We start from the raw sequence: 12,120 nt of genomic DNA, 5'->3' as shown, positions 1-12,120 counted from the left end.
GGACTCCTGCCGCCACCGCGCTCAGCTCACTCCGCGGGCCTCAGACGAAATGCGGGGCCGGGGACGCTCTCGATGTCCTCCGCCGGCACGGCGTGGCCCCGTTCGCAGCGGATCTGGGCATCGACGTGCGCACCGCATCCGCGGTGTCGCGTCAGTACGGCCGCGCCCTCCGGGTCGGCGCGGTAGCGGTCGCCCCACTGCAGGAGCCCCATCACCGCCGGGACCAGGTCCACGCCCTTGGGTGTGATCACGTACTTCGGCCGGCTCCGCGAACCCGGCTCCTTGTAGGTCTCGGTGGCCAGGATCCCCTCCTCGACAAGCATCCGGAGCCGGGCAGCGAGAAGGTTGCGGGGACAGCCGAGGACCCGTTCGAAGTCACTGAAGCGGGACAAGCCGTACCAGACCTCGCGCAGGATCAGGATCGTCCACTTCTCCCCCACGACCTCAAGGGTCCGGGCGATCGAGCAGTTGGACATGTCCCGGTCGAGTCGGGTGTCCCTGCCGGCGTCCTGAAGAGCTTCGGTCCTCGCATCCATGGGGTGACTCTAACCCGTCTGAGTTTACTTTTCTATACTCAGCGAGTAGCGTCATGACCAGTACACAGGCGACCGAGAAGATCACGTGGAAAGGCGGCCGGCATGAAGGCATTCGTCGTCGAGAAGTACGGCAAGGACGGCGTGCGCGCCGCCGAGGTACCCGAGCCCAGCGTCGGTGACCGCGATGTTCTGGTCAGGGTGAGCGCCGCGAGCATCAACCCGCTGGACAAGATGGTCCGTAACGGGGAGTTCAAGCAGCTGTTGAAGTACAAGCCTCCGTTCGTGCTCGGTCATGACGTGGCCGGCGTCGTGACGCGGGTCGGTTCAGCCGTGCGCGGCTTCGAAGTCGGCGACGAGGTCTACGCCCGCCCGCGCGACCTGCGGATCGGAGGCTTCGCGGAGTACATCGCGATCGACATGGACGACGTCGCGCCCAAGCCGGCCTCGCTCACCTTGCAGGAGGCCGCCGCGGTGCCGCTGGTGGCCCTGGCCGCCTGGCAGGTCCTCGTGGACCAGGCCCATGTGAAGCCAGGTCAGAAGGTGCTCGTCCACGCCGGCGCCGGCGGACTCGGATCGACGGTCATCCAGCTCGCCAAACACCTCGGTGCCACCGTGGCGACGACCGCGAGCACTGACTCCGAGAAGCTGGTCCGAAGCCTCGGCGCCGACGTCGTCGTCGACTACAAGACGGAGGACTTCTCCAAGGTCCTGTCCGGCTACGACCTGGTGCTGGACGCCGTGGGCGGGGCGAACCTGGAGAAGTCGCTGACCGTGCTGAAGCCCGGCGGCCTGGCTGTCAGCGTCGTAGGCCCGCCGGACGCCGCGTTCGCCAGGCAGCTCGGCGCTCCCTCCTTCCTGGGGCTGGTCATGAACGTGCTCAGTCGCAAGATCCGCAAGCAGGCGAAGGCCCTAGGCGTTCGCTACCAGTTCTTCTTCATGCAGGCCAGTGGCTCCCAGTTGCGCGAGCTCGGCGCCCTCTACGACAGCGGGAAGCTCCGCCCGGTCATCGACAGCACCTTCCCGTTCGATCAGACGCTCGAGGCGATGGCGTACGTCGAGCAAGGTCGCACCAAGGCCGGCAAGGTCGTGGTCTCGATGACGCCCGACAGCAACTGACATCAGGCCGGCCACACGGCATACTCCTGACTCGATCACGCGGGCCGACGACGCGACGGCAGGGGCGAGAGACGCTCGCCGCGACGGGCGGAACGACATCGCGTGCTGGCGCAGATTCAGCTCGGTCAGTATCCGAGGTGGTTCTGGCGGGCGGTGACCAGGGAGCGCCAGCGGGCACGGACGGTGGGGCAGTGTCGTAGCATCACGTGCTCGGCTGGGCAAGCTGGGGCATACCGGTCCTGGCACCGACCACCCCGGACCCGATCGCGTCACCCGCATCGGAAACCAGGAGAGTTGACTGGACACCAGCCGCTGCACTCTCGGGTTTCTCACGCACGACGCCGAGGACGTCTCCTTCGGGTCAGGCGTCGCCTGCACCCATGAACATGTGGAGCGCGTCATCCGCGGGGCGTGCCACGGCTGAACACAGGCAGCCGCGGATCGCCAGCTCGGCGGGCGCGACCTGCGGTGCAGCCCTCGGCATGGACCTCACCTCGCCGGTCGTATCGACGTCGGTCGGCTCATGCAGCGTAGGGGTGAGCCATCGGGCGTCAGACAGTGCGTGACCCCGGCACAATGTCCCGGTGACCCTCTTTAGCTGCGCGAACTGCGATCACCTTCTGACGGGCGATCTCCAGGAATCACAGGCGTCCCCGGCAAGCGATCACCTGTCCGACCATCGCATCGCAGATCCGCGGGTGGCGCAGGGCACCTACGCAATCAACTACGACGCCACCCTATTTATCCTTCATCCTGACGACGTGCCAGGCACCGCTTTGCATGCCGACCTCGGGCGGCGCGCCGGCTGCTGCGGACTTCATGGCCAAGACGGCCCCAACCTCGTCTGCGCAAACTGCGGCGCCGAGGTCGCCACCAAGGAATCGGACTGCTGGACCGACAACCTGGTAGCGCTGACAGCCGCCGCAGTCGTCAGCGTCTGAAACTCAATGGTGCCGCTGAGGCCCTGCCCCGGCTGCTGGACCAGGCCCGCGCCGAGCGGCTCGCTGACCGCCGCCCTCGAACGGCTGTTGGAGCTTGAGGTTGAGACGGGAGACTCCCCGGCTGACCTCTCGGCTACTGTTCGTCTGTTTGCCCGAACCCTGGACGCTGCGGGACTTCGACGTCGCTTGATTCTCGAGATCCAGGCTCGCGGCTACCGAGGCAGCCACCAGGTCGTCCGCAAACGCCTCGCCGGCCTTCGCGTGGGCACCGCGAACCGGTCCGGGCCGACATCACGAGCGCCGCAAGACCACCTTGTGGATCATGCGACCTCGGGAGACGCTTATTGAAAGCCAGGACCAGCGACCTCTCCAAGTCTGGCTCACCCCGACCGGACATCACTCGGCGGTTTGCCAGACAGGCATTCACCCCACTGTTTGAGTGGCTCACCGAGCAACTGCAGTACCGCAGCAGCGTCGTCTTCGCCCTGCGCCGCTACGTCTACCTCACTGAGCGGTTCAACCGTGTCGCTCTGGACGCCCAGTTCCGAGAGAGGGCCCCGACCGGCGAGGAGTTGTACAAACCCACGCGAAGCCACGCTCCACGACAGGCGAACCCGACCTGATCGGTGAGCTCGATGGCGAGGACCCGATCACCCTGGACGGCAAGCTCTACTCCGGGAACGTCGCCTACGTCGCCAAGGGCGTCCGGCAGGTGTACGAGTACGCCCAGGACTACAGGAAGCACGTCGCCTACGTGGTGGTCTTCAACCGCACACCCGACCGGACCCTCGTGATCGACGGCGACGGCCCGGCCGACTCCTGGCCCCGTACTTCGAACTGGCGGGAGTCCGGGTGTACGTCGTGGTTGTCCGGGCACATCCGCCGGAGACCACCGCGAGCAAGATGGATCCGCTCAGCCCCGCCGCCCTCACCCGGAGCAACGTGCAGAAGGCTCTTGAAGACGACTGAGCACATCCGCGCTCGATTACGTTCCGTCCACCCGTCGTCGAGAGCGTGACACTTCCAGGCGTGAGGCCCGAAAACGGCTCTCAGGCCCGGGATTCCGGGCCTGATCGGGCAGCGTGACACCCGTGGGAGCGAGCCGTGATAGACAAGGGGCCTTTAGATCATCGATGCAGCCGGGGGGCAAGCGTGGCGTCTGAGGAGTTTGTGCTGGATCACGAGCTGATCTATGAGCACGGATTCGAGCCGTACGAGGGAACGGCACTCGACGTGCGCGCGGTGATCGCGAGGATGCCGCAGGAGGTCAAGGACGGGTTCCGCCTCGATGAGGTGCCCTGGGGCCGCTTCAGGCACGCTTACAGCTCGGGTGGCGATGTGCCCGAGCTTCTTGCCCGGCTGCGCGCCACGAACGCCGAGGTGGCCAGGAATGCGATGCGGCGCCTGTGGAGCAGCATCGTCCACCAAGGCACGGTCGGCTCCGTCACCCCGCTGACCGTCCCCTTCCTCCTCCGCATCGTTGCCGACCCCTCGGCGCATCACCGCGCGGACACCCTCGACCTGGCCACCGCGGCCGCCCGACAGCAGCATTGGGGGCAGGGCACACGCGACACGTTCCTCAAAGTCGCCACGCAGGACTGGCTCTACGACTGCGGCGGCTACGCGATGAACTGGTCCATCGAGGCGTCACGCATCGCCATCACCGCCGACGCCGACCTGCTCCTGCCACTCCTTCACGACCCGGACCCAGAGATGCGCACCTCTGCCTGCTACGCCCTGGCCACCGCTTCCAGCGAAACCGGCCGCATCGCAGACGCCCTTCGCACCCGCCTGGCCGTCGAGCAGAGCACCAGGGTTCGCGCGAGCCTCGTCCTGGCCGTAGCCGAACTCGCCCGCGAGCACGCCGACCCCCGCGCCGCAGTCTGGGCCCGCGCCCTTTGGCCCGACCCCGCGCAGCCGGCAGACGTCCGCGTGTCGGCCGCGCTCGCCTGGCTCTGCCTGGTAGACGACCCGGTCCCCGACGAACTGCGCACAACGCTCGACACCCTTGTCACCGATGACCTGGCCCGCATGCTCGACAACGTCCCATGGCTCGCACATGTCGACGACGAGCAAGGCCTCGCCCGCACACTCGACCAGATGCTGAACAAGCCTGAACCGGCCCTCCCGCCTTACTGACCCCAGCGAACGACGACGGATCTTTGCCCCCGAACAGGTGATCTTGCACAACTCTTGTGAATTTTATGCTGATTGATTCACCTCTTCTCTCATTTCTTGGGAAAGCATTAAAGGGACTCAAGGAACCCGCCCACCGCCCTATACGTCAATCGCGCAAGGAGCGAAGCGCGCAAAAGCGCCAATAAAGCAGCTAACCGGTCCACTGCATCTTACTGGCCCTAACAAAGCCTCTGGACGTGTCGGTGGGTGATCAGGCAGACGGCGAGGCCGAGGAAAGCTTCGTGGATGTCGTCGCGCCGTTCCCAGCGGATGCGCAGGCGGCGGAAGCCGTGCAGCCAGGAGATGGTGCGCTCGACGACCCACCGGAACGTGCCCAGGCCGGTGCCGTGAGGCTGGCCCCGTTCGGCGATCGCGGGCCGGATGCCGCGTTCACGCAGGAGCCGGCGGTACTTGTCGTGGTCGTAGCCGCGGTCCGCGAAGAGCATGTCGGGCCGCCTGCGTGGCCGGCCCACTACTCCCGCCACCGCCGGGATCTTGTCCAGCAGGGGCAGCAGTTGGGTGACGTCGTTGCGGTTTCCGCCGGTCAGCGACACGGCGAGCGGGATGCCCTGGCCGTCGGTGAGGACGTGGTGCTTGCTGCCCGGCCGTGCGCGGTCGACCGGGCTGGGTCCGCTTTTGGGCCCCTGCGTGCGGCCCGGACATGGGAGGAATCGATCACCGCCCGGGACCAGTCCAGCTGGTTCTTCGACCGCAGCCTGTTCAGCAGCAGCTGATGTAGCTGGTCCCACACGCCGGCCTCGTTCCAGGCCGCCAGGCGCCGCCAGCAGGTCATGCCCGAGCCGAAGCCCAGCTCCTGGGGCAGGTACTCCCACTGGATGCCGGTGTGCAGGACGAACAAGATGCCGCACAAGGCCTGCCGGTCGGGCACTCGCGGCCGTCCCTCGACCTGCTTGGGCGGTGGCTCGGGCAGCAACGGTTCGATGAGCGACCACAGTTCGTCCGACACGATCCACGGCCGCGACTGACGCTTCCCCATGACCACATCAACGAGCGATCAAGCACACAGTCACATGATCAACTCGCTTTTGTTAGAGCCAGTTAGAGCAATCTTTAATGCTCCTTGATCACTTGCGTGGGTTGGGTTGAACGTCTCCTGGGATCCCGTGAGCACGCCGCAGCCCTTCGGTGAAGATCAGTTCGTTTCGTTGAGCTCCGTAGTGCGGAGCATCAGGGAGGGGACTGATTGTGCGTCACAGACCTGTGACCCGTCACAGACCAAGAGGCCGCGTGCACCAAGCACGACGGCTGCGGCAGATAGCTATCAGCGTCGTGATGCTTATGGCCGCCGAGACGGCCGTGGTAGCCGAGAGCAGCGGACTTTCGTTCGCCGACAGCGCGACGAGCGCATCGTCCGCTTCCGCATCGTCTGGCACGAGTACCACGTTTGGTCCTGCGGAGGCGCAGAGCGAGGCGTCGGCAGTGCTGATGGCCCGTCTGCAGGACAGGAAGATCGAGGTGCTGTCGGCCCGGACATCGGACTCGACGACGTATGCCCTGCCCAGTGGGGAGCTGGAGACCGAGGCGTACGCGGGTCCAGTCCGGGTGAAGCAGGACGGTACCTGGAAGGACATCAACACCTCGCTGTCCGACACGGGTGCGGACTTGACGCCCGAAGCCGCAGCCGCAGACATCGCGGTCTCGGACGGCGGTGACACGGATCTGGCCTCGGTGACGAAGGGCAAGGAGTCCTTCGGGCTGGGCTGGCAGGACAAGCTGCCCACCCCCGAGGTAAAGGACAGCACTGCCTCCTACAACCTGGGCAGCGGCCAGACTCTTTCCGTCACCGCGCTGGCGCAGGGGTTCTCGGAGAACATTCACCTCGCCCAGCAGCCAGACGGCGGCACGGTCTCTTACCGGATCCCGCTGAATCTGGACGCGCTGAAGCTGTCCCAAGCCGATTCCGGCCACCTGTTGTTGAAGAACAGTGCCGACGACCTGGTCGCCGAGGCCCCAGCTCCCATGATGTGGGACGCCTCGAAGGACGACGCTTCGGGTGAGTCCGCGCACCAGGAGCAGGTCGCCACGAAGGTCGAGACTGCGGACAATGGCTCGCAGACCCTCGTTCTGACTCCGGACAAGGACTTCCTGGCCACCGCGACCTATCCGGTGACGGTCGACCCGACCTCCACCCTGGCGGTCACCACCGACACATGGGTACAGACGCCGGACTACCCCGATTCGCAGGTCTCCTCGCAGGAGCTGAAGTCGGGCACGTATGACGGCGGCACAGACACGGCCCGTTCGTATTTGAAGTTCGACATGTCGCAGTTCGCGGGCAAGCACATCACGTCGGCGACGATGTCGCTGTACAACTACTACTCGGCGACCTGCTCCACCTCCGGGGCTGCCACAGTGGCGAAGCGGATCACCTCCTCGTGGTCCTCGTCGTCGATCACCTGGGGCGCGCAGCCGTCGACCACCACCACGGGCAAGGCCTCCAACACCGGCCACTGGGGCTATACCGGCTGCGCGGCGAACTGGTCGAACTGGAACCTGCAGACGATCGCGCAGGCATGGGCGGATGGTTCTGCCAACTACGGCCTCCAGATCAGCGCCGACGACGAAAGCGACTCCTCCACCTGGCGGCGCTTCCGCTCGGCGAACTACACCACCTCCGGCTACGCGCCGAAGCTGGTAGTGACCTACAACTCGTACGCCACCACCGCGTCCCTGGCGATCTCGCCAAGTTCAGTGAACGCCTACAGCGGCAAGCGATACGTGGCCACCTACACGCCGACGCTGTCGGCGAAGGTGACAGACCCGGACGGCTCGACAGTCAAAGCACAGTTCGAGATCACCAACGACCCGTCGTACAGCGGCGAGACGTCCTACTCCTACGCCGGCACCTCATCTTCAGTGGTATCCGGAGGGACAGCGAAACTGACCATCCCGAGCGCGAGTCAGCTGGCCGGAGCACACCTGCGCATGCGGGTGCGCGGCTACGACGGCACCGACTACGGCAGCTGGTCTTCCTACATCTACTTCGTGCCGAACGTCGCCAAACCCAATGCTCCTACTATCTCGTGTGCCCCGTACAGCGAGAGCACCTGGACGCCGGCGGCTGACAGCGGCGCGACTTGCACCCTGGACACTTCATCGTCCGACGGGATGGGCTATTACTGGGGTCTCGACGACTCGTCCGTGCCTAACCGGGTCTACGACACCACTGACGGCAACGGCGGGGACGCACTGACGGTGGCGATCAAGCCTGGTGAAGACTGGCACAGGCTGTACGCCAAGACAGTCGACTCGGGCGGAAACGTTTCGGCGGCGGCTACGGAGTATGACTTCGGTGTCGGTGACGGCGCCGGTCTGCTCACCCCCGACGAAGGCGATACAGCCGCTCGGCGCGTCAGTCTGACCGCTACCGGTCAGAGTACCTACACCGGCGTGACCTACCAATACCGGCGCGGCGAGACCGACTCCTGGACGAATCTCCCGGTCGTGGATGTCACCAAGTCCTCAGACAGCTCTGCCGTCTCGGCCTGGCCGGTGACCTTTTCCGGTGGCACACCCCCGGCGCTGACGTGGAACGCCACCGACTCCCTGTCCCAGGACGGCGCTCTCGACATCCGGGTGGCCTTCACCGACGGCACCACCACCGCCTACTCCCAGCCGCACACCATCACGCTGGACCGTAACGCCGGCACCGCCCCCAGCGAGGACATCGGCACCGGATCGGTGAACATGCTCACCGGTGATTTCACTCTGTCCCCGAGCGACGCCTCGGCCTTCGGCCTGTCGGTATCGCGAACCGCTTCCTCCCGGCGCCCGACGGCTGGTGCGGACGCGGAGGGCCAGGTAGCGATCTTCGGCCCACAGTGGACCTCGGGCACCACGGCGGAAATCAGCAACTCGAACTGGGCCTACGTCCGCAGAACGTCAGCCACCTCCGTGGCTCTCGTGGACGCCCACGGCAACGAGACCGGTTTCACTGCCACTTCGGCCAGCGGCTGGAAGCCCGAACCGGGCTCGGAAGACCTCACCCTGACCGGCTCACTGACCAGCTCCTTCACCCTCAAGGACAACGGGGGCACCACCACCACGTTCACCAAGGTGGATTCGTCAGCGACCACCTGGCAGGTCTCCACCACCTACCTGCCCACCGACAACTCCACCACCAAGGTGGTCTCGGAGAAGGTCACCTCCGGCAGCACCACGCTGGCCCGGCCGAAGTACCTCATCGCGCCCACCTCGGCGGTGACGGCCTCGACGTGCGAGACCACGCCGTCGACCAAGGGCTGCCGGATGCTGGAGTTCGTCTACGCGACCTCCACGACCGCTACGTCCAGCGCGCTGGGCGACTACAGCGGGCAGGTCAAGCAGATCAAGGAGTGGGCCACCGACCCCGGTGCATCGTCGGCGACCGCCACGGTGGTCTCCCAGTACTCCTACGACAACTCGGGCCGGCTGCGCGAGCAGTGGGACCCCAGGACCAGTCCCGCGCTGAAGACCGCCTACACCTACGACAGCGCGGGCCGTGTCGCCACCCTGACCCCTCCGGGCGAACTGCCATGGACGTTCGCCTACGGCAAGGCGGGCAAGGCCGCAACTGCCGGTGACGGCATGCTCCTGTCGGCCTCCCGCCCAAACCTGACGGCGGGCAGCAAGAGCACCGTCGATGGCACGAACGCGACGACCAGCATGGTCTACGACGTGCCGCTGACCGGCTCCACGGCCCCCAACGCGATGAGCACCTCGAACATCGGAACCTGGGGCCAGACGGACGTGCCGACGGACGCGACGGCCATCTTCCCGGCCGACTCCGTGCCGTCATCCAACGCCGGCACGGACCTGGCTGCCTCCGACTACACGCGGGCCACCATCACGTACACCGACGCATCCGGCCGCGAGGTGGACACAGCCACGCCCGGAAAACACATCGCGACCACCGACTACGATCAGTACGGCAACATCACCCGCGAACTGACAGCGGCAAACCGCGAACTGGCGCTGGCCACGAGCGGTGACGAGCAAGGCGAACAGGTCGCACTGAACATCGATCAACTGAGCAGCGCGGAGCGTGCCGAACTGCTGTCGACCCGCTCGTTCTACTCCAGCGATGGACTGCGCGAAACCCAGGAATACGGGCCATTGCACCAGATCACCCTCACTTCGGCACTCAAAGCAGGTACCGGCGGCACAGACCTGGCCGCGGGCACCGAATGGCCGGCCCGGAAACACACTGTCTACTCCTATGACGAGGGCCGTCCCACCGACGGCACCGCCACCATCGCCGACCAGGTCACCACCACCAAGGTGGGCGCATACGTGGACGGTTACCCGTCCGACACGGACGTGCACACCACCACGACGGCCTACGACTGGACCAAGGGACTGCCCACCACGACCACCACCGACCCTGACGGCCTGTCCATTGCCAGAACCACGGTCTACGACGCACTGGGCAGAGTGATCAAAAGCCTTCAGCCCAAGTCGGACGGCACCGACGCGGACACCACCGTGACCACCTACTACTCGGCCACCGGTAGCGGCACCTGCAACGGCCGACCCGAATGGGCCGACCTGGTGTGCACCACCGGACCGGCTGGTTCCATCACCGGCGGCGGCACCAACCCGACCCAGCGCCCCACCAAGACGTACACATACGACCGGTGGGGCAACACCGCCACGACCACAGACAGCGCCAACGGAGTCACCCGGACCACCACCACCACGTACGACGCTGCCGGCCGCGTCACCAACTCCTCCGTCAGTGGAGGCGTAGGCACCGCAGTACCGGACACGACCACGACCTACGACCCCGACAACGGCAGACTCGCCACCATCTCCACCGGTGCCGGCACCATCACCCACACCTACGACTCACGCGGCCGCGAGATCTCCTACAACGACGGAGCGGGCAACACCTCAAGCACCGCCTACGACAGCCTGGACCGCGTGGTCAAGGTCACTGACTCGGCACCCTCCACGGTCACCTACACGTACGACACGAGCCAGGACCCCCGGGGCCTGGCAACCGGCCTGACCGACTCCGTCGCAGGCGCGTTCAAGGCCACCTATGACGCGGACGGAGCCCTGGCCACGGAGAACATGGCCGGAGCCGTCGACCTCGCCCGCACGGTCGACCCGACGGGCATGGTCACCCAACAGAGCTACACCACAAGCAGTGGAGTCCCGGTGCTGGCCGACACCGCGGACTACGACATCACCGGTCTGCGCATCGCACACACCCAGTCCGACGGCACCAGCGTCGGCTCCACCTATACCTACGACGAGGCCAACCGCCTCGCCCAGGCGGTGGACACTGACGGCACTTCCTGCACCACACGAAGCTACGGCTACGACAAGAACAGCAACCGCACATCCCTGGCCACCACTTCCAGTGACTGCGGCAGCAACGGAACCACAACGAACCAGGCTGCTTCCTACGACAGCTCCGATCGAACTGTGGACAGCGGCTACGCCTACGACGCCTTCGGCCGCACCACCACTGAACCCAGCGGATCATCGTTGGCCTACTACACCAACGACATGGTCCGAAGCCTCACCGCGGCCGCCAACCGGCAGACGTGGAACCTGGACGCTGATGGACGTCTCGCCTCTTCGGCCACCCAGACCCAAGGCACTGACGGCACTTGGACCACCACCGCGACCACGACAAGCCACTACGGCTGCGGCTGCGACTCACCCACCTGGACGGCAGAAGACACCAGCGGCACCATCACCCGGGACGTCACCGACCTCACCGGCAGCCTGGCCGCGATCACCGGAGCATCAGGCGCGACCGTCCTGCAGCTCACCAACCTGCACGGCGACGTCTCCGTGCAGTACAGTCCCGACGGCTCACAGGTCCGTGTGCTGCACACGGATGAGTTCGGCAACCCGACGGACACAGACACCGACCGGTACGGGTGGCTCGGTGGGCAGGAACGACCGACCGCCACCGCCACCGACGCCATCCTCATGGGAGTACGCGTCTACGACCCCGCCACAGGACGCTTCCTCCAGACCGACCCGGTCCCCGGGGGTAGTGCAAACTCCTACGAATACGCAGGTCAGAGCCCCGTCTCCTACGCCGACCCCGCAGGCACCTACAAGATCAGCTGGGGATGGACGCAGATGCACGTCACCCTCTCCCGAAAGCAGAACACCGCTCTCTATAGCGGGGCGGGCTGGGCCGCTGCAGCCATAGGCGGCATCAAGAAGCTCGGTGTCTACGGCCGCGCCGCGTACTACGCCTTCCTGGGCTACGGAGTCCTGGCCTGGATCGCCGAACAGTACGGCAAGTGCCTGCGAATGAACGTCCCGTACGCCTCCCCCTGGCTGGTGTACCCGTCCTATGCAAAATGCGCGAGGAGATGACA

6 protein-coding genes are annotated in these 12,120 nt (G+C 66.1%); 4 read left to right on the top strand and 2 right to left on the bottom strand.

Going from position 1 to position 12,120, the window contains the following annotated elements:
* Positions 1-26: 26 nt before the first annotated feature.
* Positions 27-536, bottom strand: a complete 510-nt coding sequence (locus IOD14_RS20840) for a helix-turn-helix domain-containing protein (RefSeq protein ID WP_212671096.1) — start codon at positions 534-536, stop codon at positions 27-29.
* Between the two features lie 102 nt (positions 537-638).
* Between IOD14_RS20840 and IOD14_RS20835 the strand changes: the two genes are divergently transcribed.
* The 3 genes from IOD14_RS20835 to IOD14_RS44375 all read left to right on the top strand — a co-directional run bounded on the left by IOD14_RS20835 (position 639) and on the right by IOD14_RS44375 (position 4,732).
* Positions 639-1,652 (top strand): NADP-dependent oxidoreductase, encoded by a 1,014-nt coding sequence (locus IOD14_RS20835; protein ID WP_212671095.1) that lies wholly within the window; start codon positions 639-641, stop codon positions 1,650-1,652.
* Positions 1,653-2,236: 584 nt separating this feature from the next.
* A complete protein-coding gene (locus IOD14_RS20830; RefSeq protein WP_212671094.1) occupies positions 2,237-2,593 on the top strand; it encodes a hypothetical protein in 357 nt (118 codons plus the stop codon).
* A 1,152-nt stretch (positions 2,594-3,745) separates the two neighbouring features.
* The gene (locus tag IOD14_RS44375) at positions 3,746-4,732 is read left to right on the top strand and encodes a hypothetical protein (protein ID WP_249125998.1); all 987 of its coding nucleotides are present in this window, start codon (positions 3,746-3,748) and stop codon (positions 4,730-4,732) included.
* Between the two features lie 218 nt (positions 4,733-4,950).
* Here the strand turns inward: IOD14_RS44375 and IOD14_RS20820 are convergent.
* A protein-coding gene (locus tag IOD14_RS20820) for an IS5 family transposase (RefSeq protein ID WP_249125966.1) occupies positions 4,951-5,768 on the bottom strand; the annotation gives its coding sequence in 2 pieces (ribosomal slippage) (positions 4,951-5,417 and positions 5,417-5,768; 819 coding nt in all).
* Positions 5,769-6,070: 302 nt separating this feature from the next.
* Between IOD14_RS20820 and IOD14_RS20815 the strand changes: the two genes are divergently transcribed.
* Positions 6,071-12,118: a DNRLRE domain-containing protein gene (locus IOD14_RS20815; RefSeq protein WP_249125997.1), complete on the top strand. Its 6,048-nt coding sequence runs from the start codon at positions 6,071-6,073 to the stop codon at positions 12,116-12,118.
* The last annotated feature ends 2 nt before the right edge of the window (positions 12,119-12,120 follow it).

Source organism: Streptomyces sp. A2-16, from assembly GCF_018128905.1.
Classification (GTDB): Bacteria; Actinomycetota; Actinomycetes; order Streptomycetales; family Streptomycetaceae; genus Streptomyces.
Note: the sequence above shows the minus strand (reverse complement) of the source record. Positions and strands in the feature narration are given on the sequence as shown.

Bases quoted from the DNA above. Each gene is read 5' to 3' on its own strand.
- IOD14_RS20835 (WP_212671095.1), top strand. From the start codon at position 639: ATGAAGGCATTCGTCGTCGAGAAGTACGGCAAGGACGGCGTGCGCGCC.
- IOD14_RS20815 (WP_249125997.1), top strand. From the start codon at position 6,071: ATGGCCGCCGAGACGGCCGTGGTAGCCGAGAGCAGCGGACTTTCGTTC.
- IOD14_RS20840 (WP_212671096.1), bottom strand. From the start codon at position 536: ATGGATGCGAGGACCGAAGCTCTTCAGGACGCCGGCAGGGACACCCGA.